Raw genomic sequence first — 26461 nt, 5'->3', positions numbered from 1 at the left:
GGGGATAAGCATGTCTCGCGTCGCTAAGAACCCCGTTAAGCTGCCAGCCGGTGTCGAAGTCAAATTCGCAGGCCAACAGCTTTCGGTGAAGGGTGCCAAGGGTACTCTTGAACTGAACGTCCATTCGTCCGTTGAGATCGTTGAAGAAGCCGGTGAGCTGCGTTTTGCTGCTCGCAATGGCGATCAACAGACTCGTGCGATGGCTGGTACCACTCGTGCGTTGGTAAACAACATGGTCCAGGGCGTAAGCCAAGGCTTCGAGCGCAAGCTCCAGCTGATCGGTGTTGGTTACAAAGCGCAAGCAAAAGGTCAGGTGCTGAACCTGGCTCTTGGCTTCTCGCACCCAGTGGATTACGAACTGCCGGCAGGCATCACCGCTGAAACTCCTAGCCAGACCGATATCCTGATCAAGGGCATCGACAAGCAGCTGGTAGGTCAAGTGGCCGCCGAGATCCGCGACTTCCGTCCACCAGAGCCGTACAAAGGCAAAGGTGTGCGCTACGCGGACGAAGTCGTCCGTCGTAAAGAAGCCAAGAAGAAGTAGGGCATAGCAAATGACCGACAAAAAAGTTACTCGACTGCGTCGCGCTCGCAAAGCACGCCTGAAAATGCACGAACTCGAAGTCGTGCGTCTCTGCGTGTTCCGCTCTTCGCAGCACATCTACGCCCAGGTCATTTCGGCCGACGGCAACAAAGTCCTGGCAAGCGCCTCGACTTTGGATAAAGAACTGCGTGATGGTGCCACTGGCAACATCGACGCGGCCACTAAGGTTGGCAAGCTGGTAGCTGAGCGTGCGAAAGCCGCCGGTGTATCTCAAGTTGCCTTTGACCGTTCCGGCTTCAAGTACCACGGCCGCGTGAAAGCGCTGGCTGATGCTGCTCGTGAAGGCGGACTGGAGTTCTAAGTTATGTCAAATAACGACCAAAAGCGCGACGAAGGCTACATCGAGAAGCTGGTTCAAGTTAACCGCGTAGCAAAAACCGTTAAAGGCGGCCGTATCTTCACTTTCACCGCGTTGACCGTGGTTGGTGATGGTAAAGGTCGTGTTGGCTTCGGCCGTGGCAAGTCGCGTGAAGTGCCTGCTGCGATCCAGAAGGCAATGGAAGCTGCTCGCCGCAACATGATCCAGGTTGATCTGAACGGCACCACTCTGCAGTACGCAATGAAGTCCGCCCATGGCGCTTCGAAGGTGTACATGCAGCCTGCTTCTGAAGGTACCGGTATCATCGCTGGCGGCGCTATGCGTGCTGTTCTCGAAGTTGCTGGCGTTCAGAACGTCTTGGCCAAGTGCTACGGTTCGACCAACCCTGTAAACGTGGTTCACGCCACTTTCAAGGGTCTGAAAGCCATGCAATCTCCTGAATCCATTGCTGCCAAGCGTGGCTTGCGCGTTGAGGAGATCAAGTAATCATGGCTACCGTTAAAGTTACGCTGATCAAAAGCATGACCGGCCGCATCCCTAACCACAAACTGTGCGTTAAGGGTCTGGGTCTGCGTCGCATCGGTCACACTGTAGAAGTCCAGGATACTCCCGAGAATCGCGGGATGATCAACAAGGCTTACTACATGCTGCGTGTCGAGGGTTAATCGATGAAACTCAATGATCTGAGTCCAGCGCCGGGTTCCCGTCGCGAAAAGCATCGTCCGGGCCGTGGTATCGGTAGTGGTTTGGGTAAGACTGGTGGCCGTGGTCACAAAGGTCAGACCTCCCGCTCCGGTGGCACCATTGCTCCAGGCTTTGAAGGCGGTCAACAGCCGCTGCATCGTCGCCTGCCGAAATTCGGTTTCGTTTCCCTGAAAGCCATGGACCGCGCAGAAGTGCGTCTGTCCGAGCTGGCCAAAGTGGAAGGCGACATCGTCACCGTGCAGTCCCTGAAAGATGCCAACGTGATCAACGTCAACGTACAGCGTGTGAAAATCATGCTGTCCGGTGAAGTGACTCGCGCTGTCACTATCGGCAAGGGAATCGGCGCCACCAAAGGTGCGCGTGCGGCTATCGAAGCAGCTGGCGGCAAGTTCGAGGAATAAATGGCTAAGCAAGGTGCTCTCTCTGCGCTCGGCAAAGGCGGTATGTCTGAACTCTGGGCTCGTCTGCGTTTTCTGTTCCTGGCGATTATCGTCTACCGAATAGGCGCACACATCCCGGTTCCAGGTATCAACCCTGACCGACTCGCGGACCTGTTTCGACAGAATGAGGGGACCATTCTTAGCTTGTTCAACATGTTTTCCGGCGGTGCGCTGGAGCGGATGAGCATCTTTGCACTGGGGATCATGCCGTACATTTCGGCATCGATCATCATGCAGCTGATGACCGCCGTCAGCCCACAGCTGGAGCAGTTGAAGAAGGAAGGTGAAGCTGGCCGTCGCAAGATCAGCCAGTACACCCGCTACGGCACCGTCGTCCTCGCTCTCGTTCAGGCCATTGGCATGTCCATTGGTCTGGCGGGGCAGGGCGTTGCGTTCACTGGTGACTTTGGCTTCCATTTCGTCGCGGTATCCACGTTTGTGGCTGGCGCGATGTTCATGATGTGGCTGGGTGAGCAGATTACTGAGCGTGGTGTAGGCAACGGTATCTCGATGTTGATTTTTTCGGGTATCGTCGCCGGTCTTCCGAGAGCAATCGGGCAGTCTTTCGAGTCTGCGCGTCAGGGTGATATCAACATCTTCGCCCTGGTTGCCATCGGTTTGCTGGCAGTAGCGATTATCGGTTTCGTGGTGTTCATTGAGCGTGGTCAGCGTCGTATCGCTGTTCACTACGCCAAGCGTCAGCAAGGCCGCAAGGTTTTTGCTGCGCAGACTAGCCACTTGCCGCTGAAGGTGAACATGGCCGGTGTTATTCCGGCTATTTTCGCGAGCAGCATTTTGCTGTTCCCGGCTTCGTTGGGTGCCTGGTTCGGTCAGTCTGAAGGTATGGGCTGGTTGCAGGACATCTCGCAGTCGATCGCTCCTGGTCAGCCGTTGAATATTCTGCTGTTTAGTGCAGGGATTATTTTCTTCTGCTTCTTCTATACGGCGTTGATGTTCAATCCGAAAGACGTAGCGGAAAACCTGAAGAAGTCCGGTGCCTTTATTCCGGGCATCCGTCCAGGTGAGCAGTCTGCGCGCTACATTGATGGCGTCCTGACTCGCTTGACCATGTTCGGTGCTCTTTACATGACGGCCGTGTGCCTGTTGCCCCAGTTCCTGGTGGTTGCAGCAAACGTTCCGTTCTACCTTGGCGGGACCTCGTTGCTGATCGTGGTCGTGGTTGTGATGGACTTTATGTCCCAAGTACAATCGCACCTCGTTTCGCACCAGTACGAATCCCTGATGAAGAAAGCCAACCTGAAGGGTTACGGCAGCGGCATGTTGCGCTGAGTACCCATAAGGTTCGAGGAGTTGGTGATGAAAGTTCGTGCATCGGTGAAAAAGCTGTGCCGTAACTGCAAGATTATTCGCCGCGAAGGTGTTGTTCGAGTAATTTGCAGCGCGGAACCGCGTCACAAACAGCGCCAAGGCTGAGTGTGATTGTGCTTCAAGCCCGGCAGCTAGTGTGCTGCCGGGTTGATTATTTGTTATTACAGCGATATTATCTCGCGCCCTATTTCTTGGCTTCCGGGGCGTAGGTAGCTGTCAATTGGAGTCCCACTGAATGGCCCGTATTGCAGGCGTTAACATTCCAGATAACAAGCATACTGTTATCTCGCTGACCTACATCTATGGTGTTGGTCGCACTACCGCACAGAAAATCTGTGCAGTGACTGGGGTAAACCCAGCTGCAAAGATCAAAGATCTGAGCGACGAGCAAATTGAACAGCTGCGTGGCGAAGTGGCGAAGTTCACCACTGAAGGTGACCTGCGTCGCGAAATCAACATGAAAATCAAGCGCTTGATGGACCTCGGTTGCTATCGCGGTCTGCGTCATCGTCGTGGTCTGCCAGTACGCGGTCAGCGTACCAAGACTAACGCGCGTACCCGTAAAGGTCCGCGTAAGCCGATCCGCAAGTAATCGCCCCAGCGAATCGACAGGAATTTAATCATGGCAAAACCTGCTGCTCGTCCTCGTAAAAAAGTTAAAAAGACAGTGGTTGATGGCATCGCCCACATCCATGCTTCTTTTAACAACACCATCGTGACCATCACCGACCGTCAAGGTAACGCTCTTTCCTGGGCTACCTCCGGTGGTTCGGGTTTCCGCGGTTCCCGCAAGTCCACCCCGTTCGCTGCTCAAGTAGCTGCTGAGCGTGCTGGTCAAGCTGCGCTGGAATATGGCCTGAAAAACCTCGACGTAAACGTCAAGGGCCCAGGTCCAGGTCGTGAATCCGCAGTCCGCGCTTTGAACGGCTGTGGCTACAAGATCGCCAGCATCACCGACGTGACGCCAATCCCGCACAACGGGTGCCGTCCGCCGAAGAAGCGCCGCGTGTAATCCAGGAGATCGTAAAGAATGGCTCGTTACATTGGTCCAAAATGCAAACTCGCTCGTCGCGAAGGCACCGATCTCTTCCTGAAGAGCGGCGTGCGCGCGATCGAATCGAAGTGCAACATTGAAGCTGCACCTGGTATCCACGGCCAGCGCCGCGGTCGCCAGTCCGACTACGGCACCCAACTGCGTGAAAAGCAGAAGGTCCGTCGTATCTACGGCGTTCTCGAGCGTCAGTTCAGCGGTTACTACAAGGCTGCTGCCAGCAAGAAAGGCGCAACCGGTGAGAACCTGCTGCAACTGCTCGAATGCCGTCTGGACAACGTTGTATACCGTATGGGCTTCGGTTCGACTCGTGCCGAATCCCGTCAGCTGGTATCGCACAAGTCGATCAGCGTTAACGGTCAGACCGTAAACGTTCCGTCCTTCCAGGTTCGTGCTGGTGACGTGGTTGCTGTTCGCGAGAAGGCAAAGAACCAACTTCGCATTGTCCAAGCTCTCGAGCTGTGCGCCCAACGTGGCCGCGTAGAATGGGTAGAGGTAGATGCTGAGAAGAAGTCGGGCGTTTTCAAGAACGTTCCTGCTCGCAGTGATCTGTCCGCCGACATCAACGAAAGCCTGATTGTCGAGCTCTACTCCAAGTAAGTAAGGGCTAGAAAATAGGTGCATCCATGCAGATTTCGGTAAATGAGTTCCTGACACCCCGTCACATTGACGTGCAGGTTGTCAGTCCAACCCGCGCCAAGATCACTCTCGAGCCTCTCGAGCGTGGTTTTGGCCACACCCTGGGCAACGCGCTGCGCCGCATCCTGTTGTCCTCAATGCCCGGCTGCGCAGTAGTCGAGGCCGAGATTGACGGTGTGCTCCACGAGTACAGCGCCATCGAAGGTGTACAGGAAGACGTAATTGAAATCCTGTTGAACCTTAAAGGTCTGGCCATCAAGCTGCACGGTCGTGACGAAGTTACGCTGACCTTGTCGAAGAAGGGTTCGGGGGTGGTTACCGCTGCCGATATTCAGCTGGATCATGATGTCGAGATCGTTAATCCCGATCACGTAATCGCTAACCTGGCGTCTAACGGCGCCCTGAACATGAAGCTCACCGTAGCTCGTGGTCGTGGTTATGAACCAGCAGACTCGCGTCAGAGCGATGAAGATGAAAGCCGCAGCATTGGTCGCTTGCAGCTCGACTCTTCGTTCAGCCCGGTTCGCCGTATCGCATACGTGGTGGAAAACGCCCGTGTCGAACAGCGTACCAACCTGGACAAGCTGGTTATTGATCTGGAAACCAACGGTACTCTGGATCCTGAAGAGGCTATCCGTCGCGCTGCAACCATCCTGCAACAGCAGTTGGCTGCGTTCGTCGACCTCAAGGGTGACAGTGAACCAGTGGTTGTCGAGCAGGAAGACGAGATCGATCCGATCCTGCTTCGCCCGGTTGACGATCTGGAACTGACTGTACGTTCGGCTAACTGCCTTAAGGCGGAAAACATCTACTACATCGGCGACCTGATTCAGCGTACCGAAGTAGAGCTGTTGAAGACTCCGAACCTGGGCAAGAAATCCTTGACTGAAATCAAGGACGTTCTGGCCTCCCGCGGTCTGTCCCTCGGCATGCGCCTCGACAACTGGCCGCCTGCAAGTCTTAAGAAGGACGACAAGGCGACTGCCTGATCGTCGTAATCACCGAACGTAGTGTTTGGTAAGGAATGAACCATGCGTCATCGTAAAAGTGGTCGTCACCTGAGCCGCACCAGCTCGCACCGCAAGGCCATGTTCCAGAACATGGCGGTGTCGCTGTTCGAGCACGAGCTGATCAAAACTACTCTGCCAAAAGCCAAAGAACTGCGCCGCGTTGCCGAGCCGCTGATCACTCTGGCCAAGACAGACAGCGTTGCTAACCGTCGTCTGGCTTTCGACCGTACTCGTTCGAAAGCTATCGTTGGTAAGCTCTTCAACGACCTGGGCAAGCGTTACGCTACCCGTGAGGGTGGCTACCTGCGCATCCTCAAGTGCGGTTTCCGCGCTGGCGACAACGCGCCTATGGCGTACGTCGAGTTGGTTGATCGTGCTACCGGCGGCGAAGCTGTATCTGCTGAGTAAGACGTCAGTCTGAAACAAAAAGCCGGGCCTAGTGCCCGGTTTTTTGTGCCTGTAAGAAAAGCGCTTTTTGTACAAGCGTGCGACGCCATTCTGTTGTCACCATGTGTTGGGAGTCATCATTAGTAATTTTCTATCGATACCTGAAAATTAATGAATTTGTAGGTGTCACATTGATGATCAATACTCCCAACCAAGCCGACTAGCCGGCAGTTCAAGACCGACAGAGGAAGATGATCGCATGAGCCAAAACAAGACGCTTACGACAGCCAGCGGTGCACCCGTCGCTGACAACCAGAATTCTCGTTCCGCCGGCCCGCGCGGGCCGCTGTTGCTCGATGATTTTCATCTGATCGAGAAACTTGCCCACTTCAACCGTGAAAACATTCCTGAGCGCCGCGTCCACGCCAAGGGCTCGGGTGCCTACGGTACGTTCACCGTAAGCCGTGACATCACTCAATACACCAGTGCCAAGCTGTTTTCCGCTGTCGGCAAGCAGACTCCGACGTTCCTGCGCTTCTCCACTGTGGGCGGTGAGCGTGGTTCGGCTGATACCGAGCGCGATCCTCGTGGTTTTGCCCTGAAGTTCTACACCGAGGAAGGCAACTGGGACATCGTTGGTAACAACACGCCGGTGTTCTTCATTCGTGACCCGCTGAAGTTTCCAGACTTTATCCACACCCAAAAGCGCCTGCCGCAAAGCAACCTGAAAAGCGCGCAGATGATGTGGGACTTCTGGTCGCATTCGCCCGAGGCGCTGCACCAGGTAACTATTCTGTTCTCCGATCGCGGCATTCCTGACGGTTACCGTCACATGCACGGCTTTGGCAGCCACACTTACAGCCTGATCAACGCTCAGGGCGAGCGTCATTGGGTCAAGTGGCACTACAAGACCCTGCAAGGGATCAAGAACCTTGCACCAGCCGATGCGGCGCGTCTCGCCGGCACTGACCCGGACTACGCTCAGCGCGATCTGTTTGAAGCCATTGAGCGCGGTGACTTCCCGAAATGGAGTGTGTGCATCCAGATCATGACCGAAGCCCAGGCTGCGGCTCACTACGAGAACCCGTTCGACGTGACCAAGACCTGGTCGCAGAAGGAGTTCCCGCTGATCGAAGTTGGCGAACTGGAGTTGAACCGTAATCCGCTGAACTACTTCGCCGAGGTCGAGCAAGCTGCGTTTGGTCCGAGCAACATGGTGCCAGGTGTCGGTCTGTCGCCGGATCGCATGCTGCAGGGCCGAGTGTTCGCGTACGCCGATGCCCATCGCTACCGTGTAGGCACCAATCACCAGCAACTGCCGGTCAACGCCCCGCGCAGCCCGGTGAACACCTACCAGCGCGATGGTTCGATGGCGTTCGGCAGCAATGGTGGTGCGACGCCGAACTATGAGCCGAACAGCTATGTGGAGTCGCCGAAACAGGCACCGCACTACGCAGAGCCAGCCCTGGCGTTGAGTGGTGCAGCAGATCGTTACGATCACCGTGAGGACACCGACTACTACAGCCACACAGGTGCGTTGTTCCGCCTGATGAGTGCCGAGCAGAAAGCGCTGTTGGTCAGCAACATTGCTGGTGCCATGGCTGGTGTGTCGAGTGATGTGATCGACCGTCAGTTGCAGCATTTCCACAAGGCCGACCCGGCGTATGGAGAAGCAATCGCAAAGCTGCTCAACGTACAGCTTAACGAAGTCTAAACGAGAAGCAGAACCGCCCTCATTAGGGCGGTTTTTGCGTTATTTAGGCTGCTTTTCTCAGAATATCTTCGCTTTTATTGCGCGAAGTGAGTGACCTTATGGTCAGGTTGGTTCAAACTACAGACTTTCAGGCAGGGAGATGTAGGGCGATGCAAGGCCACCCAGACGTTATCGATTACCTCAACACGTTGCTGACCGGCGAGCTTGCCGCGCGTGACCAGTATTTCGTTCACTCGCGGATGTATGAGGACTGGGGATTCACCAAGCTCTACGAACGAATCAACCACGAGATGGAAGAAGAAGCCGGTCACGCTGATGCGTTGATGCGCCGGATTCTGATGCTTGAAGGCACCCCGCGCATGCGTCCGGATGACCTGGATGTCGGCACCACGGTGGAAACCATGCTCGAAGCGGATCTGCGCCTTGAGTACAAGGTTCGCGCCGCACTGTGCAAAGGCATCGAGCTTTGCGAGAAGCACGGCGACTATGTCAGCCGCGATATTCTCAAGCTGCAGTTGCACGACACCGAAGAAGATCACACTTACTGGCTGGAAAAGCAGCTGGGTCTGATCAAACTGATCGGTATCCAGAACTACCTGCAGTCGCACACTTCCTGATTTCATCAGGTACAAAAAAGCCCCTGTCACTGACAACGTGACAGGGGCTTTTTCATGCCTGGCGATCAGGCCCGATCGCGGATCAACAACGGTTTGAGGTAATGACCGGTGTGAGATTGCTTCATCTCGGCGACTTCCTCCGGTGTCCCGGTCGCAATGATCTGCCCGCCCTTGGAGCCACCCTCAGGCCCGAGATCCACCAGCCAGTCGGCGGTCTTGATCACATCGAGGTTGTGCTCGATCACCACCACGGTGTTGCCGTGGTCGCGCAGGCGATGCAGGACGTCGAGTAGTTGCTGGATATCCGCGAAGTGCAGGCCGGTGGTCGGCTCATCGAGGATGTACAGGGTCTTGCCGGTATCGCGTTTGGACAGCTCGCGGGACAGCTTGACCCGTTGCGCCTCGCCGCCGGACAGCGTCGTGGCTGACTGGCCGAGCTTGATGTACGACAGACCGACATCCATCAGCGTTTGCAGCTTGCGCGCCAGCGCCGGCACCGCATCGAAGAACTCCCGGGCTTCCTCGATGGTCATTTCGAGGGTTTCATGGATGCTCTTGCCCTTGTATTTGATCTCAAGGGTTTCGCGGTTGTAGCGCTTGCTCTTGCACACGTCGCAAGGCACGTAGATGTCCGGCAGGAAGTGCATTTCCACTTTGATCAGGCCGTCACCCTGGCAGGCCTCGCAGCGCCCGCCCTTGACGTTGAACGAGAAACGCCCCGGGCCATAACCGCGTGAGCGCGATTCCGGCACGCCCGCGAACAGTTCGCGGATCGGCGTGAACAGCCCGGTGTAGGTCGCCGGGTTGGAGCGTGGCGTACGCCCGATCGGGCTCTGGTCGATGTCGACGACCTTGTCCAGATGTTCCAGGCCCTTGATGCTGTCGTGGGCGGCGGCTTCGAGGGTGGTCGCGCCGTTCAGTGCGGTGGCGCTCAGCGGGAACAGCGTGTTGTTGATCAGCGTCGATTTGCCCGAGCCGGACACGCCGGTGACGCACGTCAGCAGGCCGATCGGAATTTCCAGGTCGACGTTGCGCAGGTTGTTGCCACGCGCGCCCTTGAGCGCCAGAACCTGCTTCTTGTTGCGTGGGGTACGCTTGGCCGGCACTTCGATCTTGACCCGTCCCGACAGGTATTTGCCGGTCAGGGAGTCCGGGTGAGCCATGACTTCATCCGGCGTACCCTCGGCCACGATCTGCCCGCCATGCACACCGGCGCCCGGGCCGATGTCCACCACGTAGTCGGCCAGACGAATCGCGTCTTCGTCGTGCTCGACCACGATCACCGTGTTGCCGATATCCCGCAGGTGCTTGAGGGTGCCTAGCAGGCGGTCGTTATCGCGTTGGTGCAAGCCGATCGACGGCTCGTCGAGGATGTACAGGACGCCGACCAGGCCGGCGCCGATCTGACTGGCCAGACGAATCCGCTGGGCCTCGCCGCCGGAAAGGGTGTCCGCGCTGCGATCGAGCGACAGGTAATCGAGACCGACGTTGACCAGAAATTGCAGGCGTTCGCGGATTTCCTTGAGAATCTTGTCGGCGATTTCGCCACGGCGGCCGGTCATCTTCAACTCGCCGAAGTAGTCGCAGGCATCGCCGATCGGCAGGTTGGTCACCGCCGGCAGGGTTTTCTCGCCGACCCACACGTGCCGCGCTTCGCGACGCAGACGCGTGCCCCGGCAGTCCGGGCATGACTGGGTGCTGAGGAACTTCGCCAGTTCTTCGCGCACGCTGGCCGACTCGGTTTCGCGGTAGCGCCGCTCGAGGTTCGGCACGATGCCTTCGAACGGGTGCGAGCGTTTGACGATGTCACCCCGATCATTGAGGTATTTGAAGTCGACGTTCTGCGAGCCACTGCCGTGCAGGATGTACTTCTGCTGATCGGCAGGCAGTTCGTTGAACGGCTTCTCCAGGCTGAAGCCATAGTGCGAGGCCAGGGAGCCGAGCATCTGGAAGTAATAGACGTTGCGCCGGTCCCAGCCGCGAATCGCGCCTTCGGCCAGGGTCAGGTCCCCGTTGACCAGGCGTTTGATGTCGAAGAACTGCTTCACGCCCAGGCCGTCGCAGGTCGGGCAGGCACCGGCCGGGTTGTTGAAGGAGAACAGCTTGGGTTCGAGTTCGCTGATCGCGTGGCCGCAGATCGGGCAGGCGAAGCGCGCGGAAAAGATCATTTCCTCGCCCGGTTCGTCGTCCATCGGCGCGACCAGAGCGATGCCATCCGCCAGCTTCAGCGCGGTTTCGAAGGATTCGGCCAGACGCTGCTGCAGATCGGCGCGTACCTTGAAGCGGTCGACCACGACTTCGATGGAGTGCTTCTTCTGTTTATCCAGCTTCGGCAGTTCATCGAGTTCGCATAGCCGGCCATTGACCCTGGCGCGGACGAAGCCCTGGGCGCGCAGTTCTTCGAAGACCGACAGATGCTCGCCCTTGCGCTCGCGGATTACCGGAGCCAGCAGCATCAGCTTGCTGCCTTCCGGTTGTGCGAGCACCAGGTCGACCATCTGGCTGACGGTCTGCGCTTCCAGCGGGATGTCGTGATCCGGGCAGCGTGGCGTGCCGACGCGCGCATAGAGCAGGCGCAGGTAGTCGTAGATTTCGGTGATGGTGCCGACCGTGGAGCGCGGGTTGTGCGAGGTCGACTTCTGTTCGATGGAGATTGCCGGCGACAGGCCTTCAATGGTGTCGACGTCGGGTTTTTCCATCATCGACAGGAACTGCCGGGCATAGGCCGACAGCGATTCGACATAGCGGCGCTGACCTTCGGCATACAGCGTGTCGAAGGCCAGGGAAGACTTGCCGGATCCGGACAGGCCGGTGATGACGATCAGCTTGTCCCGTGGCAGGGTCAGGTCGATGTTCTTCAGGTTGTGGGTACGGGCCCCACGTATCAGGATCTTGTCCAAAGTGGCCTCGCTCGGCGGGCGTCGAAAACGTAGGAGTATACGACCAACTACTGGATGGATGCACACTATCGAATGAAGGTTTTTTTGCCGTTCATGAAGAGAGTTTCATCTGTACGCGTCAAAGCGTCGCGATATACCCCGTCTTCCGATGGGACTGGTAGAATCGCCGCCGGTTCACACGAGGTTTTTCCATGCACGATCCCCACAGCGAACGCATGAGTGGCAGCGAGACCCGCGCGGCGAGCGGTCTGGCTCTGGTGTTCGCTTTCCGTATGCTTGGCATGTTCATGGTGTTGCCGGTGCTGGCGACCTACGGCATGGATCTGGCGGGAGCGACCCCGGCCCTGATCGGGCTGGCGATTGGCGCTTACGGCCTGACCCAGGCGATTTTCCAGATTCCGTTCGGGATCATTTCCGACCGCATCGGCCGGCGTCCGGTGATTTACCTGGGGCTGATCGTCTTCGCGCTGGGCAGTGTGCTGGCGGCCCAGGCCGACTCGATCTGGGGCGTGATCGCCGGGCGGATCCTGCAAGGTGCCGGGGCGATTTCCGCGGCGGTCATGGCCCTGCTGTCCGACCTGACCCGCGAACAGCACCGGACCAAGGCGATGGCCATGATCGGCATGACCATCGGCCTGTCGTTTGCCGTGGCGATGGTGGTCGGCCCGCTGCTGACCCGCGCGTTCGGTCTGTCCGGCTTGTTCCTCGCCACCGGCGGCATGGCGCTGTTCGGCATCGTGATCGTGATGTTCATGGTGCCCAAATCCACCGGGCCTCTGAGCCATCGCGAATCCGGCGTGGCCCGTCAGGCGTTGATGCCGACGCTCAAACATCCGGATCTGCTGCGTCTGGACCTGGGCATTTTTGTGTTACATGCGATGTTGATGTCGAGCTTCGTCGCCTTGCCTCTGGCGCTGGTGGAAAAGGCCGGCCTGCCCAAGGAGCAGCACTGGTGGGTGTACCTCACCGCGCTGCTGATTTCGTTCTTCGCCATGATCCCTTTCATCATCTATGGCGAGAAGAAACGCAAAATGAAACGAGTTTTGCTCGGCGCCGTGCTGACGCTGATGCTCACTGAGCTATTCTTCTGGCAGTTCGGCGACAGCCTGCGGGCTCTGGTGATTGGCACGGTGATCTTCTTTACCGCGTTCAATCTGCTGGAAGCCTCCTTGCCGTCGCTGATCAGCAAGGTTTCACCGGCGGGTGGCAAGGGCACGGCCATGGGCGTGTACTCCACCAGTCAATTCCTCGGTTCGGCACTCGGCGGGATTCTCGGCGGCTGGATGTTCCAGCATGGCGGTCTGTCGGTTGTGTTCCTTGGATGTGCGGGACTGGCTGCACTTTGGCTGGCCTTTGCTGTTACCATGCGCGAACCTCCCTACGTGACGAGCCTGCGCCTGCCGTTGTCGCCTGAAGCGATACGCGAAGCGGGTCTGGTCGAGCGCCTCAAGGCCCTTGTAGGGGTAACGGATGCTGTGATTGTTGCCGATGAAGCGGCCATCTACATCAAACTGGACACCGAATTAATGGATCGCACCACTCTTGAACGCCTGGTGAACAACCCGGCGCAGACTGCGTGCGAAGCCTAGGAGAACGTTATGGCCCGTGGGGTTAACAAAGTCATCCTGGTCGGCACTTGCGGCCAGGACCCCGAAGTACGCTACCTGCCTAACGGTAACGCCGTGACCAACCTGAGTCTGGCGACCAGCGAGCAGTGGACCGACAAGCAGACCGGTCAGAAGGTCGAGAAGACCGAATGGCACCGTGTATCGATGTTCGGCAAGGTTGCCGAAATCGCCGGCGAATACCTGCGCAAGGGTTCGCAGGTCTACATCGAAGGCAAACTGCAGACCCGCGAGTGGGAAAAAGACGGTATCAAGCGTTACACCACTGAAATCGTGGTCGACATGCAAGGCACCATGCAACTGCTCGGCGGCCGTCCACAACAGGGCGACCAACAAGGTGGCGGCAACAACTATCAGCAGCAGGCGCCACGCCAGCAGGCTCCGCGTCCGCAGCAGTCGGCTCCGCAACAGCGTCCTGCGCCGGCTCCACAGCAGGCCGCACCGCAACCGGCTCCGGATTTCGACAGCTTCGATGACGATATTCCGTTCTGATCCGGCGCTACCGCCGATCTGAATGAAAAAGGCCCGTCGTTCGCACGACGGGCCTTTTTTGTGGGCGAGGTTTTTTCAATCCAGAATCAGATGCGGCAAAAACCGGCTCGAATCCTTGGTGATCAGACTGTTGTCCTCGCGCACGCCAATCCCCGCCGCCTGATCGCCAATCACCCAGGAACCGATCAGGGTGTAGCTGTCATCGAACTTCGGCAGCGGTGCCAATTCCTGCAGGATGAAGGGCGCGTCGGTGTAGGGGCCATCCTCTTTCACCGTCAGACCTTCGGCCGTCTGCAATTCGATGTTGGCGCCTTCCCGGGAGAAATACGGCTTTCGCACCCAGCCATTGGGTACGGAAGAATCAGGGTTCGGATCGAGATGCGCAGCGAGCAGGTTTGGATGGCCCTTGTGCATTTCCCACAACAGCGGCAGAACGCCCTTGTTCGACAGGATGGCTTTCCATGCCGGTTCAAAAAACTGTGTATCGCACTGGGCGATCGCCGGGCCGAACGGTTCGTGGAAGATGAACTCCCAGGCATGCAGCTTGAACAGGTGCGGGATCCAGCGGTCTTCGAGGTCGACGAAGCGCCCTTCGGCGGTCAGGCCGATGTCTTCGATGTCGATGTGGCGTGATTCGATGCCGACGGCTTCTGCAATCAGTCGCAGATAATCCGTGGTGCCCTTGTCTTCGACCGAGCCTTTCATCGAGGCGAAGTAGAACGGCCGCTTCAACTGCAACTCGGCGAAGGCCTGATGCAGCTTGGTGTCGATGCTGTTGAACTGATCGGCGCGGGCCGGCAGCAGGCCGCGTTCGATGCATTGTTCCAGCCAGCCCCACTGGAATGCCGATGCTTCGTAGAGGCTGGTCGGCGTGTCGTAGTTGAGTTCCAGCAGCTTGGCCGGGCCATTGCCGCTGTAGGAAAAGTCCATGCGCCCGTACAGATGCGGATGACCTTCCAGCCAGGATGTGCGGATCATGTCGTAGTACGGTGCGGGGATGCTCAGGCGATCCAGCAGTTCCTCGCTGTGCACCACGCGGTCGACCAGATCCATGCACATCTCATGCAGTGCGGTGGTCGGATCCTCAAGATCGTTTTCAATCTGCGCGAGCGAGAACTGGTAGTAGGCGCGCTCGTCCCAATACGGCTCGTTATCGATGGTGTGGAACATGAAACCGAGGCTTTCGGCGGTCTGCTTCCAGTCGTGGCGTTCGGCACAGGGTATCTTTTTCATGGTCAGCTGCTCGAGCGGCCCCAGCCACCCCAGCCGCTGCGGGCACTGGACTGGCTGCCAAAGCCGCCACGGGACGTCGAAGAGGCGACGTTGACCGGTTTGCTTTTGCTGCTCTCGTAATCCTGGCTGCGCGGTGCCGATTCGATTTTTCGGTATTGGGTCGAGGTGTTGTAGGTCTGGCGGGTATCGCGGTCACGATAAACCGTGCGGTTCGAGCTGTTATTGCTCATCGCATTGCCAATCAGCCATCCGGTCAGCCAGCCGCTGCCGGCACCACTGGAGGAGTGCGAGGTGCTCTGTGTGGTCTGGGTTGTTTGCGCGGCACTGGTATCGCCCGCCGGCATTTGCGCATCGGCGATCGCGTCGAGATCCTGCGCAGGCTCACCGTTCTGCGGGATCTTGAAGCCGCCGAGTTTCGGCACGAAACGGCCGGCGGAATTTTTCTGACACCAGTCGGCGGCAAAGTCCGCGTCGCACGCAGCCTTGTCGTCGTAGGCCGGCGCGACGCGCCGATGTTCGGCGAGGGCGGCGACGTAGGCGTTGGAGCAGACGTCGGCCGCGACCTCGGCATCCACGCACTGTTCCACGCTCTGGAAGCTGCGCTGCTGCTCCTGCGCTGCCGCTTCGCCGGAAATCGCCAGCGCCACCGAAGCGGCCAGCGACAGTTGAACGTATTTGCTTCGTTTCATCACAGGCTTCCTGCCGGTCAGTTGGACGGTGTCATGCACGCGGCATTGAGCATGCCGACGCTGATTGCCACGGCCGCAACGTAGATGCCGGAAGCGACCTCACCGTTGGCGATACGCTGAGAGGTGCCCTTGAGTACCAGCCCGGTCGCGAGGAATGCCAGCAGTTGCACCACGGCAGCGATCACCGCCCACAGCACGAAATCGAGGACGTTGATCGAGTAGGCGATCACGTTGCTCGCCGGAATCGCGAAACCGATGATCGCGCCGGACAGGGCGATGGCGGCGGCGCTGTTGCCGGAGCGGATCAGCTCGAATTCCTTGTGCGGGGTGATGCGGGTGTAGACGAACTGAAACAGCATGAACAGCGCAACGGCGCCGATCAGGTAGACGACAAAACCGACCAGCGCGGTCTTGTTCAAGGAGACGGCAAGCATTTCCAGCATGAAAAACTTCCTTATTCAAATGGTGCTCAGGTCGGTCGTGTACAGCGAAATGCCCAGCGAAGTGCTCAGGCTGACCGTGCCTTCTTCGTCCTGTTCGACCGAGAACAACAGCAATTCGCGGCGGTCGGTCAGGCCGCTGTCGCGGGCATAGAGCATCGAATGGTGTTCGATGGTGTAGGACTCGTCCGGGTTGATCACCTGTTCGGTCAGCGGCACCAGTTCGGTCTGGCCCTGTTCGGTGCCCCATTCGCGCGTGAACACAACGCCATCGTGGGTGTAGGAGGGCAGGCCGATCAGGCTGTTGGGACCGGCCAGGCGCTGCAATTCGGCGTCACTGTTGACGGTCACGTAGCTGAGGTAATTGAACAGCGTCACCGACTCGACCTGATCGTCACCGGTGACATGGATCTGCACCCAGAAATCTTCGTTGTTCAGGTAGTAGCGATGCAGTTTGTTCGACTGGCCGAGGTCGATCCAGCCTGCGCTCCAGATGGCCTGGGCGTCGGGAACCTGTACCGATGTGCTGCCGTCGAGCAGCAGGCCCAGGGTCGAGTCGAACCGGATCGCCTTGCCTTGCGCCAGGCCGAGCGGGCCACCGGCAACCTCGGGTGTCGGCGCGGAAGTCTGCCAGTTGCTGGTGCCCAGCAAGTCTTTAAACCATCCCATGGGTACGTTCCTTGAAGCGGGTGGAGGTGTTCGTCGGCAAAAACGCCGCTAGTGTACCGGGCGGCGGGCTGAACGAGCAGCAGGATTTGCGCGATGGAAAGCAAGTGGGAGCGGGCTCGCCCGCGAAGGCAATTTATCGGCCGACAGGAATGTCGACTGACGCACCGCCTTCGTGAGCAAACCCGCTCCCACAGACTTTTCCTTCCAGTGATTACTGGGCGGACTTTTGCTTCAGACGCTCAAGGATCGCGTTGGCGCTGCCTTCGTTCGGGGTGATGCCGGCTTCGCGCAGTTTGCGGTCCAGGTCATTGCCGGTCGAGGCATCAGCCAGTTCGTCCGCAGCACTCAGTTCGGCGGCGCGTTGCTGTTGCTTGGCTTGCAGACGGTTCAGGGTGCCGACGGCGGTTTCCAGTTTGCCGTTGGCACCGCCGCTGGCGATGGAGGCACTGACCTGGGCTTTCTGCACGCTTTCACGGGCCTTGGCCATGTCCACTTGCTGGCGCAGGCTCTTGATGCGCGCTTCGGCCTTGTTGATGTCCTTGCGCATGTTTTCGGCGTAGGTGCCGAACTCGTCGCTCTGCTTTTTCTCGGCGTCGAGGTCGTTGGTCAGGGTCGAAATCGCTTCGGCCACTTCCAGCGCCAGGTCTTCGCGGCCGGCGTTCAGGGCGGAAACAGCCTTGGCTTCCAGGTCCTTGATCTTGGCGTCGTACTCGCTCACGCGGTCGGCGGACAGCTTGTGCTTGGCCATGATGGTGACCAGTTCGCGGCGGGCGTTGGAGAGTGCGCCGTCGGCGTCGCGGATTTCCTGGTCGAGGATGCGCAGGGCCTGTTGGTCGACGATCGCTTCGCCGACTTCATTGGCGCCGCCGCGCAGTGCGGTGAACAACTTGCTCCAGATGGACTGAGTCATTGGATTTTCCCTGTTGATTACTTGAAGAAGTGTTCGAAGGCTTCGCTGGCGCGCTGCACGTTGTCGACCAGGGTTTTGACCTCTGTGACCACGTTGGTCAGGCTCGAATCTGCGCTCAGCGCGCCGAACATGTTGTAGACGGTCTGGCCGTTGGGCATCGACTCGATGCCGATCGACGACAGGGGGAACATTTCCCGGCTGCGCAGCACGGCGTCGTTGAAGGCGCGCACGTCGGAGATCGAATCGATGTCCACCAGCACGGTGTCGACGATGATCTGCTGACCGGCGATGGCGATGTGAATCGGCAGGCCGCCGAATTCGTTCATCTCCAGTTTCAGGCTGGGCTCGGAACTCTGGATCAGGGACAGCGTGATGTCTTGCGAAGCCACCTCGTCCAGCGCCTTGAGTGCGGTGTAGAGGCTATCGATGTTCCAGTTGTTGCCTGCGCTCATGTAATTCTCCGACATGAAAGAGCCAGCCAGAATCGGTTGGCGTAGCTGTTGCTCCATTTGCTTGAGCAAGCTTCGGTTTTCGGGAAGCACCCAAGTTTCGTGTTTCACATAACCGGCGGCCGCCAGGCCCGCGCGCATCTGCTTCATATAGAAGCTCGACGGTTTTTTCGCGGACGGTGTCGAGCGCACTCCCTTCGGGTTGTCTGACGCAGCGGCCGGGGAGCGGCTTTTCATGGCAATGACTCCGTTATGAACATCTCACGCGTGGGCCACACTACAACCAATCCAAAACCTCAGCAATGACTCACGCGTGAGATTTTTATGACACACGCAAAAAGGCCCGCAGCGAGGCGGGCCGGAGGTGTTGCGAAGTTTTTCCAAGCCGTGATTAACGGCTGGCGGCGAGGAATTCCCGGGTGGAGACCACGCTGGCGTAAGCAAAACCCAGAGCCGACATGAACGCGGCGTGAACCTGAGCAGCGGGTACGCTGACGCCGTTGAATTCCAGATCACGGGTGGCGCAGGCATCGTGGATCACCGTGACGGTGTAACCCAGATCCGCCGCCGCCCGGACGACGCTGTCGACGCACATGTGGCTCATGCTGCCGACCACCACCAGTTCCTTGATGCCTTGCTCGTCGAGGATCGCTTGCAGCTCGGTCTCGCGGAACGAGTTGACGAAATGCTTGAGCACCACCGGTTCGTCGGCCCGGTTGAGCACTTTGGGGTGCAGCTTCGCACCGTCGGAGCCGGGGGTGAAAAACGGTGCATCCGTGGAGGTGAATTCGTGGCGGATGTGAACCACTGAATCACCTGTCTCACGGAAGGCTGCGATCAGGTGCGCGGCGTTGTCGGCGGCGGCATCGGCGCCGACCAGCGGCCACTTGCCTTGGGGGAAGTAGTCGTTCTGGATATCGACTACGATGAGCGCTTGCTTGGCCATGGGTGTGTCCTCGAAGTGTGGATGGGTGTGGCGCCAGTATTGGCGCCGGTCGCTGTTTCGAGGATTGGCCGCACCGACAATAGACAGGGGAAAACTGACAATGGGCGCAGAAAGGGCCGTTGCCGAACTGGGCGTGCTGATTTATCCCGGCGCGCAGATGGCGGCGGTGCATGGCTTGACCGACCTGTTCGGGGTGGCCAACCGGATCGCTTCCGAGCACGAGGCGGCGCAGTTGCCGTTGCTGCGGATCAGTCACTGGCAGGTCGAAGGCGATCAGCCGCCGGTGCGGGTCTACGACAGTCATCCCGCTACGGAAACCGGTTTGCTGGCGGTACTGATTCCGCCGTCCATCGCCGGGTTTTCCGCTGCGCACATGCCGGCCGGTCTGGTGCCCTGGCTACGCGAGCAACACGCTCGGGGCGCAACCCTTGGCGGGGTTTGTGTCGGCTCGTGGCTGCTGGCCGAAAGCGGTCTGCTCGACGGCCGCAGCGCGACCACTCACTGGACCTCGGTCAAGGCCTTCGCCGAGTGTTATCCGAAGATCCACCTCAAGGCCGATACGCCGATAGTCGATGACGGCGACCTGATCACCACCGCCGGGCTGATGGCCTGGTCGGAGTTGGGATTGCGTCTGGTCGACCGCTTGCTCGGGCCGAGCATCGCCAGCGGCACCGCGCGCTTTCTGGTGGTGGAACACAGCGACAGCGCCAGCGAGTGCGGGAGCAATTTTGCGCCGATCCTCAACCATGGTGACGGGGCGATTCTCAAGGTTCAGCATTGGCTGCAAGGCACCGGTGCGACCGATGTTTCGCTGACGGCCATGGCCGAGCGGGCAGGGCTGGAAGAACGGACGTTCCTGCGCCGCTTCCGTGCCGCGACCGGCCTGAAACCCACCGAGTATTGCCAACACCTGCGGGTCGGCAAGGCGCGGGAGCTGCTGGAGTTCACCAACGGCACCATCGACCACATTGCCTGGACGGTGGGCTATCAGGATCCAGGGGCGTTTCGCGCGACGTTCAAGAAAATCACCGGGCTGGCGCCGAGTGATTATCGCGGGCGGTTTGGCGTGACTCCGTCGAAGTCCTGAATGGACTGCACTGGTGTGAGCGTTTTGTACATCAGCCGGATCGTGCAAATTGCCGGAGTCCTGCGTCCGGTCGTGCAGATTGAAACAGGCGCGATGCCATCAGGATTTTGCCAAGCGATTGATTCGCTGACGTTTTCCACAGATTCCCGATTGGCCTGATCTCTGCACCCCTCTTCCCACATTCATCAAGCCGCTGGAAGGGGGACGCATGACCCCGACATCCCGCAGGAAACTGGTGGTAGCGCATTCGGTGCGTGCCGACGCGCCGCAGCATGAAGTGCAGACCAACAAAGCCCTGGCCCGTTGGCTGGCGCAGATTCTCGGGCTCAACTTCGGCGGCCGTTACGAGCCGGAAAAACATCGCGGTCGCGAGCTGTATCTGCTGCCAACTCAAACCATTGTCGGCGCGGCCCACGCGAAAGCGCTGGGCATCAACGGCCCGGACGACTTGTGGGGCGGTTACGTCGAGCACGATTTCATCTGCACCAAGGCCATCAGCCACGGCCTGCGAAGTTATCAGGCCCGCGCGCCGCAAGGCTGGTCGCCGCTGTTTTCCGAGCGGGTACGCAATGTGGTGCTCGACGGCCTCAGCGTATTTGCCCTGGAGGACGCGCGGCCCGCTGCCGAGCATCTGTTGTACAGCGGCCCGATCCGGCTCAAGCCGATTCACGCCTGCGCCGGTCGTGGCCAGGAAGTGATCGACAGCCTCGACGCCTTCGACGAAATCCTCGCCCGCCCGGACGCTGAAAAACTGTTCGGCAACGGCGTGGTGCTGGAGCAGGATTTGCGCGAGGTGGTCACGCACAGCGTCGGTCAGTCGTTCATCGGCGATCGGGTGTTGAGTTACTGCGGCGATCAATACCTGACGCAGGACGGGCAGGGCGAAGAGGTCTATGGCGGCTCCAATCTGCTGGTGGTGCAGGGTGGCTATGCCGAGCTGCTGGCGCTGGAGCTGCCCGACGACGTGCGCCTGGCGATCGAGCAGGCGCAGGTGTTCGACAGCGCCGCCGATGAGGCCTACCCGAATTTCTTCGCCTCGCGCCGCAACTACGACATCGCCCAAGGCCTGGACAGCGACGGCAAACCGCGCAGCGGCGTGCTCGAACAATCGTGGCGCATGGGTGGCGCCAGCAGCGCGGAAGTCGCGGCGCTGCAAAGTTTCGTCAACGACCCGGCGATGCGCGCGATCCGTGTGTCGTCGGTGGAAACCTACATCGACGAGTCCCTGCCGGCCGATGCCATCGAGGTGTATCGCGGCCCGGCCGAGAACAGCGAATTTCTCCTCAAATACGTAACGGTCAAATCCTATGACGGCTAGAAGCGAAAGCGTTCAAATCGACATTGATGACGAACAGATGAGCGGGACGTTTCTCAGTCCCAAATCGAAAGTCCCCGGCGTGCTGTTCGTACACGGTTGGGGTGGCAGTCAGGAGCGTGATCTGGAGCGGGCAAAAGGTATCGCCGGTCTGGGTTGCGTGTGCCTGACCTTCGACCTGCGCGGGCACACCGGCGGCACCGGGATTCCGTTGACCCGGGTGACCCGCGAGGACAATCTGCGTGACCTGTTGGCGGCCTATGATCGACTGCTCGCGCACCCGGCGCTCGACACTTCGGCCATCGCCGTGGTCGGCACCAGTTATGGCGGTTACCTCGCATCGATCCTCACCTCGCTGCGTCCGGTGCGCTGGCTGGCGTTGCGGGTGCCGGCGCTGTATCGCGACGAACAATGGCACACGCCCAAGCGTGATCTGGACAAGTCCGACCTGCGCGACTATCGCGGCACTCTGGTGCGCGCCGACAGCAATCGCGCGTTGCACGCCTGTTCACAGTTCACCGGGGACGTGTTGCTGGTGGAGTCGGAAACCGATGACTACGTGCCCCACGCGACGATCATGAGTTACCGCGCGGCGTGCCAGCAGACCCACTCGCTGACCCACCGTATCATCGACGGCGCCGACCATGCGCTGAGCGAACCGGTATCGCAGCAGGCCTACACATCGATTCTGGTGGACTGGATCACCGAGATGGTGGTGGGCGAGCGGTTGAGCATCATTCAAGCCCAGTGACGGCAGTCGTGGGGGCTGGCTCGCTCGCGAGGGCGCTCGCGAAGGGCGCCGCGATCAGCCGGGTTTCTTCTCGATGCGCAACGCCTTGGCCTTGGCCTCCACCAGCAGATACATCACCACCGTGATCAGCAGCGGCAGCAGAAAATAGATCGCCCGATACGCCAGCAACCCGGCCACCAGGCTGCCCCGCGACGCCTCGTGTTGCAGCAGCGCGACGAACACCGCTTCCAGCACCCCGAGGCCCGCCGGAATGTGCGTGATGACTCCGGCGATCGCGCTGATCAGCAGCACGCCGAGCACCAGCGGATAATCGAGTTTGCTCGGCAGCAAGGTGAAGATCACCGCCGCCATCAATGACCAGTTCAGTGCGCCGAGCAGCAATTGCAGCACCGCCATGCGCAGCGACGGCAGGTTGATTTCCACGCCGCGAATCGACCATTCCCGACGCCGGGAAAACCGGCACGCCGCGAGATAGCCGGCACTGAGCAACAGCAACAGCACGCCGATTCCCTGCAACGCCGTGCTGTTGATTTTCCACCCCGGCGGCATGCTCACCAGACCACTGGCGAACACCGCCCCGGCGATGGTCATGTAGCCGAACCAATTGGTCGCCAGACTCAGCCCGAGGATCTTGGCGATGTTGCTTTTGCTCACTCCGAGCCGCGAGTACAGGCGATAACGCATGGCGATCCCGCCGACCCAGGCACTGAGGTTGAGATTGAACGCGTAGCTGATGACGCCCACCGGCAGGATCTGTTTCCAGGTCAGATCCTGGCGGATGTAGGTGCGGCCGATCAGGTCGAAACTGGCGTACACCAGAAAACTCACCAGGGTCAGGCTGGAGGCGATGATCAGCGTGCGCACCTTGAAGTCGGCGAGGGTCTGCAACACTTCGGCCCACTCGATGCGCCGGGCAAACATCGTCAGCAGCACGATCAGCGCGAGGAAAAACAACAGGGTCAGCGGCCGCTTCCAGCGGCTCCAGCGCGAGTGGCTGGTCGCCGGTGAATGGGCGGCGGCACGGGCTTCGGAACGGCTCATGAAGGATCACCCCCTGCAGCACGGAAAAACGGTTTCAGCCGAGGTTTATGCGCCGGCAGCCAACCGGCCATGGCCGGAAAGTGACGCAGAAAGTGGAACACCAGAAAGCCCACCGTCATGTGCCAGATCCGCCCCCGTGGCGCGCTGGCCGGGTCCATCGCCTTGCAATGATTGAGGCTGAGGTCTTCCAGGCGTTGGAACAGTTGGCGGTTGAATGTGCGATCGCGGATCAGCACGTTGGCTTCCAGGTTCAGCGCCAGGCTCAACGGGTCGAGATTGCTTGAGCCGACCGTGCTCCATTCGTCATCCACCAGCGCCACTTTGCCGTGCAATGGACGGTCGCAATATTCGTAGATCCGCACCCCGGCCTTGAGCAGATAGTCGTAGGTCATGCGCGCCGCGAGTTTGGCCACCAGCATGTCCGGCTGGCCTTGCAGAATCAGCCGCACATCGACGCCACGCCGTGCCGCGTTGCGCATTTCGCGCAGCAATCGGTAGCCGGGAAAGAAGTAGGCGTTGGCGATCACCACCCGGCGTCGGGCGTTGCGCAGCACCTGCAAATACACGTCCTCGATGTCGGTGTTGTGCTGGTCGTTATCGCGAAACACCAGGCGTACCTGGCCGTCGTGATCGTCGACGGCCATCTGCTCCCGCCGCTGGCGCCGACGCTGCCACCAGAACCGCGCCCGGCCGGGACGGCCGCTTTGCAGCAGGGCGAAGTGGTGGATGTCGGTCACCGCCGGACCCTGGACTTGCACCGAGTAATCCTGCTTGGCCTCGGGGCCGAAATCGGCCAGGTGGTCGCCGGAAAAATTGATCCCCCCAATGAACGCGACGAGGCCGTCGACCACCACGATCTTGCGGTGCAGGCGGCGGAACCAGTTGGTGCGAATGCCCAGGTGTTTGGGCGCCGGATCGAAAATTTGCAGATGCACCCCGGCGTCGCTCAGGGCAGTGAGGTAACCGGCGCTCAATTCGCCGCAACCGAAGCCGTCGAAGCTGACGGTGGTGCGCACGCCGCGCCGGGCGGCGTCGATCAGGATCTGCTGCAATTCGCGGCCGACCTTGTCTTCGAAAACGATGAAGGTTTCCAGGAGGATTTCACTCTTGGCCGCGCGCATCGCCTCGAACACCCGAGGGAAATATTCCTCGCCATTTTCCAGCAGCTCGACCCGGTTGCTGCCGTGCCAGCCGTATTGGACATCGACGTGTCCCGGCTCGCGGATCGGCGGGGTAATGGTCAGCGGTTCCCCGGCGGATTTTTCCAGCGGTGCGCTGCTCATATTTCGATCTCCACCGATAACGGCGCGTGGTCGGAAAGGTGCGACCACGGTCGGTTCGCCAGGACTTTCGGCTGACGGGCCTTGAGGTTGCGCACGTAGATGCGGTCCAGCCGCAGGGTCGGCAGGCGCGCCGGAAAACTGCGTGCCGGTTTGCCCTGATGGGCCGCGAACACTTCGCGCAGACCGCTAGGTTTGAGCAAGGCATCGGCGCGCTGGCGCCAGTCGTTGAAGTCACCGGCCACGATCACCGGGGCGTCATCCGGCAGCTCCGCCAAGCGTTTGCCGAGCAGTTTCAGTTGCGCGTTGCGGTGGCTCTCGCGCAGGCCCAGATGCACGCAGATCGCGTGCAGCTCGCGGTCATCGCCCGGCAGTCGCAACACGCAATGCAGCAGGCCACGGTTTTCGTGTCCACTGATCGATACGTCGAGATTGTCGTGGCGGATGATCTGGAATTTCGACAGCAGCGCATTGCCGTGATCGCCATCCGGATACACCGCGTTGCGCCCGTAGGCGAACTGCGGCCAGAGGCTGTCGGCGAGGAATTCGTATTGCGGCATCGTCGGCCAATTGAGGTAGCGCTTGGGATGGTGTTCGTGGGTGCCGTGGACTTCCTGGAGAAACACCACGTCGGCGGACACGCTGCGCACCGCTTCGCGCAGTTCCGGCAGGATGAAGCGCCGGTTCAGCGCGGTGAAACCCTTGTGGGTGTTGATCGTCAGCACGGTGAAACGGTTGATGGTGCTGATGACTTCGGTTTGCTCGTCGGTGACGCCGATGGGCTCGCGGATGCTCATGACAGCACTCCTTCGTTGGCCGGCTCGCCGGGGGTGGTGGCGAGGTCTTTATCGAGGTCGAAGCGATGCAGCAGGCTGCGGGCATCGAAAGGCGCGCGGACTTTGATGTCGTTGTCGAAGTAGCAGAACACCTCGCGGGATTGGCGTGCCCGGGGTTTCAGGCGTGGTGCGATCAAGTGTGCATCGCGGGGCTGCCGGCCGTGGTGCCAGGCGTCGATGCGCTCGGCCCAGCTCTTGAGTGCTGTTTCCGAGTAGCCGCTGGCGTAGAGCTCTTCGGCACCGTGCAGGCGCAGGTAGACGAAGTCGCTGGTGAGGTCTTCGCGGTACGGCCACTTTCCGGCGGTGTCGGCGATCACCAGGGCGGTGTTGTAGCGTTTGAGCAGGCGCACGAAATCAGTATCGAGAAAACTGTCGTTGCGGATCTCAACGGCGTGGCGCAGCGGTTTTTTTCCGTACGCCTTGAGGCTGGCGTGGCCGTGCAGATGCGAGTCGTGCTGGCGGGCGAGGGCGGCAGCCGCTTCGGTGTCGTGGGGCAACAGAGCGAGGAAGTGTTCGAACAGTTCGGCGTCGAATTTGAAACTCGGCGGAAACTGCCAGAGGATCGGCCCGAGTTTTTCTTTCAGTTCCAGCACCCCGGAGGCGAAAAAGTTGGCCAGGGGTTTCTCGATGTCGCGCAGGCGACGGATGTGCGTGATGAACCGCGGAGCCTTGACGCTGAAAATGAAGTCGTCCGGGGTTTCGGCATACCACTGGGCGTAGCGTTCCGGCCGTTGCAGGGCGTAGAACGAACCGTTGATTTCGATGCTGTTGACCGCCCGTGAGGCGAACTGCAATTCGCGTTTCTGCGTCAGCCCCTTGGGGTAGAAACCGCCCCGCCACGGGGCGTAGCGCCAGCCTGAAATACCAATGTGAATCGCCGCCATGCCGCCCTCCCGTGGAATGTCCTCGCGCTGCCTCTGTTTGTGGATGACTGTGGGCGGGGCGGGAAAGTTTCGGTGGGGGTACGGGTGGTCGCTGAGGGG

The 26461-nt window shown here is 59.8% G+C and carries 31 protein-coding genes; 19 read left to right on the top strand and 12 right to left on the bottom strand.

Going from position 1 to position 26461, the window contains the following annotated elements:
- Positions 1-10 precede the first annotated feature (10 nt).
- The 14 genes from rplF (at position 11) to bfr (ending at position 8815) form a co-directional block, all read left to right on the top strand.
- Positions 11-544 carry a 50S ribosomal protein L6 gene (gene rplF / locus KVQ74_RS07030; RefSeq protein WP_217830275.1) on the top strand — a complete coding sequence of 178 codons (534 nt, stop codon included), beginning with the start codon at positions 11-13 and terminating at the stop codon, positions 542-544.
- Positions 545-554: 10 nt separating this feature from the next.
- Positions 555-905 (top strand): 50S ribosomal protein L18, encoded by a 351-nt coding sequence (gene rplR, locus KVQ74_RS07025; RefSeq protein WP_217830274.1) that lies wholly within the window; start codon positions 555-557, stop codon positions 903-905.
- A gap of 3 nt (positions 906-908) precedes the next feature.
- Complete coding sequence (gene rpsE, locus KVQ74_RS07020) at positions 909-1409, top strand: 30S ribosomal protein S5 (RefSeq protein ID WP_007955637.1); 501 nt, start codon at positions 909-911, stop codon at positions 1407-1409.
- A 2-nt stretch (positions 1410-1411) separates the two neighbouring features.
- On the top strand, positions 1412-1588 hold the full coding sequence (rpmD, locus tag KVQ74_RS07015; RefSeq protein WP_003176408.1) for a 50S ribosomal protein L30: 177 nt from the start codon (positions 1412-1414) through the stop codon (positions 1586-1588).
- Between the two features lie 3 nt (positions 1589-1591).
- The gene (rplO, locus tag KVQ74_RS07010; RefSeq protein WP_003228720.1) at positions 1592-2029 is read left to right on the top strand and encodes a 50S ribosomal protein L15; all 438 of its coding nucleotides are present in this window, start codon (positions 1592-1594) and stop codon (positions 2027-2029) included.
- Complete coding sequence (gene secY, locus KVQ74_RS07005) at positions 2030-3358, top strand: preprotein translocase subunit SecY (RefSeq protein ID WP_003228718.1); 1329 nt, start codon at positions 2030-2032, stop codon at positions 3356-3358.
- A 27-nt stretch (positions 3359-3385) separates the two neighbouring features.
- Entirely contained in the window at positions 3386-3502 is a 117-nt protein-coding gene (rpmJ, locus tag KVQ74_RS07000; RefSeq protein ID WP_002555468.1) for a 50S ribosomal protein L36, read from the top strand.
- 130 nt (positions 3503-3632) lie between these two features.
- Entirely contained in the window at positions 3633-3989 is a 357-nt protein-coding gene (gene rpsM / locus KVQ74_RS06995; RefSeq protein ID WP_003186020.1) for a 30S ribosomal protein S13, read from the top strand.
- A gap of 30 nt (positions 3990-4019) precedes the next feature.
- Positions 4020-4409 carry a 30S ribosomal protein S11 gene (rpsK, locus tag KVQ74_RS06990; RefSeq protein WP_002555466.1) on the top strand — a complete coding sequence of 130 codons (390 nt, stop codon included), beginning with the start codon at positions 4020-4022 and terminating at the stop codon, positions 4407-4409.
- Between the two features lie 18 nt (positions 4410-4427).
- Positions 4428-5048 carry a 30S ribosomal protein S4 gene (gene rpsD, locus KVQ74_RS06985; RefSeq protein ID WP_217830272.1) on the top strand — a complete coding sequence of 207 codons (621 nt, stop codon included), beginning with the start codon at positions 4428-4430 and terminating at the stop codon, positions 5046-5048.
- 26 nt (positions 5049-5074) lie between these two features.
- Complete coding sequence (locus KVQ74_RS06980; protein WP_003186012.1) at positions 5075-6076, top strand: DNA-directed RNA polymerase subunit alpha; 1002 nt, start codon at positions 5075-5077, stop codon at positions 6074-6076.
- A 42-nt stretch (positions 6077-6118) separates the two neighbouring features.
- Complete coding sequence (gene rplQ, locus KVQ74_RS06975) at positions 6119-6505, top strand: 50S ribosomal protein L17 (RefSeq protein WP_110965127.1); 387 nt, start codon at positions 6119-6121, stop codon at positions 6503-6505.
- Positions 6506-6743: 238 nt separating this feature from the next.
- Positions 6744-8198, top strand: a complete 1455-nt coding sequence (locus tag KVQ74_RS06970) for a catalase (protein WP_217830271.1) — start codon at positions 6744-6746, stop codon at positions 8196-8198.
- Positions 8199-8347: 149 nt separating this feature from the next.
- On the top strand, positions 8348-8815 hold the full coding sequence (gene bfr / locus KVQ74_RS06965) for a bacterioferritin (protein ID WP_065259514.1): 468 nt from the start codon (positions 8348-8350) through the stop codon (positions 8813-8815).
- 65 nt (positions 8816-8880) lie between these two features.
- On the opposite strand, the gene uvrA is transcribed toward bfr, so the two are convergent.
- Positions 8881-11715 (bottom strand): excinuclease ABC subunit UvrA, encoded by a 2835-nt coding sequence (gene uvrA / locus KVQ74_RS06960; RefSeq protein WP_217830270.1) that lies wholly within the window; start codon positions 11713-11715, stop codon positions 8881-8883.
- 191 nt (positions 11716-11906) lie between these two features.
- On the opposite strand from uvrA, the gene KVQ74_RS06955 reads away from it, so the two are divergent.
- Entirely contained in the window at positions 11907-13304 is a 1398-nt protein-coding gene (locus KVQ74_RS06955; protein ID WP_217830269.1) for an MFS transporter, read from the top strand.
- Between the two features lie 9 nt (positions 13305-13313).
- Positions 13314-13832 (top strand): single-stranded DNA-binding protein, encoded by a 519-nt coding sequence (locus KVQ74_RS06950; RefSeq protein ID WP_007966163.1) that lies wholly within the window; start codon positions 13314-13316, stop codon positions 13830-13832.
- A 75-nt stretch (positions 13833-13907) separates the two neighbouring features.
- Here the strand turns inward: KVQ74_RS06950 and KVQ74_RS06945 are convergent, their stop codons facing one another.
- The 7 genes from KVQ74_RS06945 to KVQ74_RS06915 all read right to left on the bottom strand — a co-directional run bounded on the left by KVQ74_RS06945 (position 13908) and on the right by KVQ74_RS06915 (position 19168).
- Positions 13908-15065: a glutathionylspermidine synthase family protein gene (locus tag KVQ74_RS06945; RefSeq protein WP_217830268.1), complete on the bottom strand. Its 1158-nt coding sequence runs from the start codon at positions 15063-15065 to the stop codon at positions 13908-13910.
- A gap of 2 nt (positions 15066-15067) precedes the next feature.
- A complete protein-coding gene (locus tag KVQ74_RS06940) occupies positions 15068-15754 on the bottom strand; it encodes a DUF1190 domain-containing protein (protein ID WP_217830267.1) in 687 nt (228 codons plus the stop codon).
- Positions 15755-15771: 17 nt separating this feature from the next.
- A complete protein-coding gene (locus KVQ74_RS06935; RefSeq protein ID WP_217830266.1) occupies positions 15772-16197 on the bottom strand; it encodes a DUF350 domain-containing protein in 426 nt (141 codons plus the stop codon).
- 15 nt (positions 16198-16212) lie between these two features.
- Positions 16213-16863, bottom strand: coding sequence for a DUF2491 family protein (locus tag KVQ74_RS06930; protein WP_217830264.1), 651 nt, complete (start codon positions 16861-16863; stop codon positions 16213-16215).
- Positions 16864-17074: 211 nt separating this feature from the next.
- Complete coding sequence (locus tag KVQ74_RS06925; protein WP_217830260.1) at positions 17075-17773, bottom strand: PspA/IM30 family protein; 699 nt, start codon at positions 17771-17773, stop codon at positions 17075-17077.
- 17 nt (positions 17774-17790) lie between these two features.
- Positions 17791-18459, bottom strand: a complete 669-nt coding sequence (locus tag KVQ74_RS06920) for a YjfI family protein (protein WP_217830258.1) — start codon at positions 18457-18459, stop codon at positions 17791-17793.
- 154 nt (positions 18460-18613) lie between these two features.
- Positions 18614-19168 (bottom strand): cysteine hydrolase family protein, encoded by a 555-nt coding sequence (locus KVQ74_RS06915; protein WP_217830257.1) that lies wholly within the window; start codon positions 19166-19168, stop codon positions 18614-18616.
- Between the two features lie 100 nt (positions 19169-19268).
- Here KVQ74_RS06915 and KVQ74_RS06910 point away from each other — a divergent pair, with 100 nt between their 5' ends.
- From KVQ74_RS06910 to KVQ74_RS06900, 3 genes are all read left to right on the top strand, one after another.
- On the top strand, positions 19269-20255 hold the full coding sequence (locus tag KVQ74_RS06910; RefSeq protein WP_217830255.1) for a GlxA family transcriptional regulator: 987 nt from the start codon (positions 19269-19271) through the stop codon (positions 20253-20255).
- Between the two features lie 208 nt (positions 20256-20463).
- Positions 20464-21573: a DUF3182 family protein gene (locus KVQ74_RS06905; protein WP_217830253.1), complete on the top strand. Its 1110-nt coding sequence runs from the start codon at positions 20464-20466 to the stop codon at positions 21571-21573.
- Positions 21563-22321, top strand: a complete 759-nt coding sequence (locus KVQ74_RS06900) for an alpha/beta hydrolase family protein (RefSeq protein ID WP_217830252.1) — start codon at positions 21563-21565, stop codon at positions 22319-22321. Before KVQ74_RS06905 ends, KVQ74_RS06900 begins: the two co-directional genes overlap by 11 nt.
- Positions 22322-22375: 54 nt before the next feature.
- Here the strand turns inward: KVQ74_RS06900 and KVQ74_RS06895 are convergent, their stop codons facing one another.
- Genes KVQ74_RS06895 through KVQ74_RS06880 form a run of 4 tightly spaced genes read right to left on the bottom strand, consistent with a single transcriptional unit; the run spans position 22376 to position 26362 of the window.
- Positions 22376-23362 carry a lysylphosphatidylglycerol synthase domain-containing protein gene (locus KVQ74_RS06895; protein WP_217830250.1) on the bottom strand — a complete coding sequence of 329 codons (987 nt, stop codon included), beginning with the start codon at positions 23360-23362 and terminating at the stop codon, positions 22376-22378.
- Complete coding sequence (clsB, locus tag KVQ74_RS06890; protein ID WP_217830249.1) at positions 23359-24645, bottom strand: cardiolipin synthase ClsB; 1287 nt, start codon at positions 24643-24645, stop codon at positions 23359-23361. Before clsB ends, KVQ74_RS06895 begins: the two co-directional genes overlap by 4 nt.
- Positions 24642-25439, bottom strand: a complete 798-nt coding sequence (locus tag KVQ74_RS06885) for an endonuclease/exonuclease/phosphatase family protein (protein WP_217830247.1) — start codon at positions 25437-25439, stop codon at positions 24642-24644. The genes clsB and KVQ74_RS06885 overlap by 4 nt, the downstream gene beginning before the upstream one ends.
- Complete coding sequence (locus KVQ74_RS06880; protein WP_217830246.1) at positions 25436-26362, bottom strand: DUF72 domain-containing protein; 927 nt, start codon at positions 26360-26362, stop codon at positions 25436-25438. Before KVQ74_RS06880 ends, KVQ74_RS06885 begins: the two co-directional genes overlap by 4 nt.
- Positions 26363-26461: the final 99 nt, after the last annotated feature.

It is taken from the genome of Pseudomonas botevensis (assembly GCF_019145475.1).
GTDB lineage: Bacteria > Pseudomonadota > Gammaproteobacteria > Pseudomonadales > Pseudomonadaceae > Aquipseudomonas > Aquipseudomonas botevensis.
The sequence above is the reverse complement of the archived record's forward strand: the minus strand, read 5'-3'. Positions and strand labels throughout refer to the sequence as shown.

Bases quoted from the DNA above. Each gene is read 5' to 3' on its own strand.
- rplF (WP_217830275.1), top strand. From the start codon at position 11: ATGTCTCGCGTCGCTAAGAACCCCGTTAAGCTGCCAGCCGGTGTCGAA.
- rplR (WP_217830274.1), top strand. From the start codon at position 555: ATGACCGACAAAAAAGTTACTCGACTGCGTCGCGCTCGCAAAGCACGC.
- rpsE (WP_007955637.1), top strand. From the start codon at position 909: ATGTCAAATAACGACCAAAAGCGCGACGAAGGCTACATCGAGAAGCTG.
- rpmD (WP_003176408.1), top strand. From the start codon at position 1,412: ATGGCTACCGTTAAAGTTACGCTGATCAAAAGCATGACCGGCCGCATC.
- rplO (WP_003228720.1), top strand. From the start codon at position 1,592: ATGAAACTCAATGATCTGAGTCCAGCGCCGGGTTCCCGTCGCGAAAAG.
- secY (WP_003228718.1), top strand. From the start codon at position 2,030: ATGGCTAAGCAAGGTGCTCTCTCTGCGCTCGGCAAAGGCGGTATGTCT.
- rpmJ (WP_002555468.1), top strand. From the start codon at position 3,386: ATGAAAGTTCGTGCATCGGTGAAAAAGCTGTGCCGTAACTGCAAGATT.
- rpsM (WP_003186020.1), top strand. From the start codon at position 3,633: ATGGCCCGTATTGCAGGCGTTAACATTCCAGATAACAAGCATACTGTT.
- rpsK (WP_002555466.1), top strand. From the start codon at position 4,020: ATGGCAAAACCTGCTGCTCGTCCTCGTAAAAAAGTTAAAAAGACAGTG.
- rpsD (WP_217830272.1), top strand. From the start codon at position 4,428: ATGGCTCGTTACATTGGTCCAAAATGCAAACTCGCTCGTCGCGAAGGC.
- KVQ74_RS06980 (WP_003186012.1), top strand. From the start codon at position 5,075: ATGCAGATTTCGGTAAATGAGTTCCTGACACCCCGTCACATTGACGTG.
- rplQ (WP_110965127.1), top strand. From the start codon at position 6,119: ATGCGTCATCGTAAAAGTGGTCGTCACCTGAGCCGCACCAGCTCGCAC.
- KVQ74_RS06970 (WP_217830271.1), top strand. From the start codon at position 6,744: ATGAGCCAAAACAAGACGCTTACGACAGCCAGCGGTGCACCCGTCGCT.
- bfr (WP_065259514.1), top strand. From the start codon at position 8,348: ATGCAAGGCCACCCAGACGTTATCGATTACCTCAACACGTTGCTGACC.
- KVQ74_RS06955 (WP_217830269.1), top strand. From the start codon at position 11,907: ATGCACGATCCCCACAGCGAACGCATGAGTGGCAGCGAGACCCGCGCG.
- KVQ74_RS06950 (WP_007966163.1), top strand. From the start codon at position 13,314: ATGGCCCGTGGGGTTAACAAAGTCATCCTGGTCGGCACTTGCGGCCAG.
- KVQ74_RS06945 (WP_217830268.1), bottom strand. From the start codon at position 15,065: ATGAAAAAGATACCCTGTGCCGAACGCCACGACTGGAAGCAGACCGCC.
- KVQ74_RS06940 (WP_217830267.1), bottom strand. From the start codon at position 15,754: ATGAAACGAAGCAAATACGTTCAACTGTCGCTGGCCGCTTCGGTGGCG.
- KVQ74_RS06935 (WP_217830266.1), bottom strand. From the start codon at position 16,197: ATGCTGGAAATGCTTGCCGTCTCCTTGAACAAGACCGCGCTGGTCGGT.
- KVQ74_RS06930 (WP_217830264.1), bottom strand. From the start codon at position 16,863: ATGGGATGGTTTAAAGACTTGCTGGGCACCAGCAACTGGCAGACTTCC.
- KVQ74_RS06925 (WP_217830260.1), bottom strand. From the start codon at position 17,773: ATGACTCAGTCCATCTGGAGCAAGTTGTTCACCGCACTGCGCGGCGGC.
- KVQ74_RS06920 (WP_217830258.1), bottom strand. From the start codon at position 18,459: ATGAAAAGCCGCTCCCCGGCCGCTGCGTCAGACAACCCGAAGGGAGTG.
- KVQ74_RS06915 (WP_217830257.1), bottom strand. From the start codon at position 19,168: ATGGCCAAGCAAGCGCTCATCGTAGTCGATATCCAGAACGACTACTTC.
- KVQ74_RS06910 (WP_217830255.1), top strand. From the start codon at position 19,269: ATGGGCGCAGAAAGGGCCGTTGCCGAACTGGGCGTGCTGATTTATCCC.
- KVQ74_RS06905 (WP_217830253.1), top strand. From the start codon at position 20,464: ATGACCCCGACATCCCGCAGGAAACTGGTGGTAGCGCATTCGGTGCGT.
- KVQ74_RS06900 (WP_217830252.1), top strand. From the start codon at position 21,563: ATGACGGCTAGAAGCGAAAGCGTTCAAATCGACATTGATGACGAACAG.
- KVQ74_RS06895 (WP_217830250.1), bottom strand. From the start codon at position 23,362: ATGAGCCGTTCCGAAGCCCGTGCCGCCGCCCATTCACCGGCGACCAGC.
- clsB (WP_217830249.1), bottom strand. From the start codon at position 24,645: ATGAGCAGCGCACCGCTGGAAAAATCCGCCGGGGAACCGCTGACCATT.
- KVQ74_RS06885 (WP_217830247.1), bottom strand. From the start codon at position 25,439: ATGAGCATCCGCGAGCCCATCGGCGTCACCGACGAGCAAACCGAAGTC.
- KVQ74_RS06880 (WP_217830246.1), bottom strand. From the start codon at position 26,362: ATGGCGGCGATTCACATTGGTATTTCAGGCTGGCGCTACGCCCCGTGG.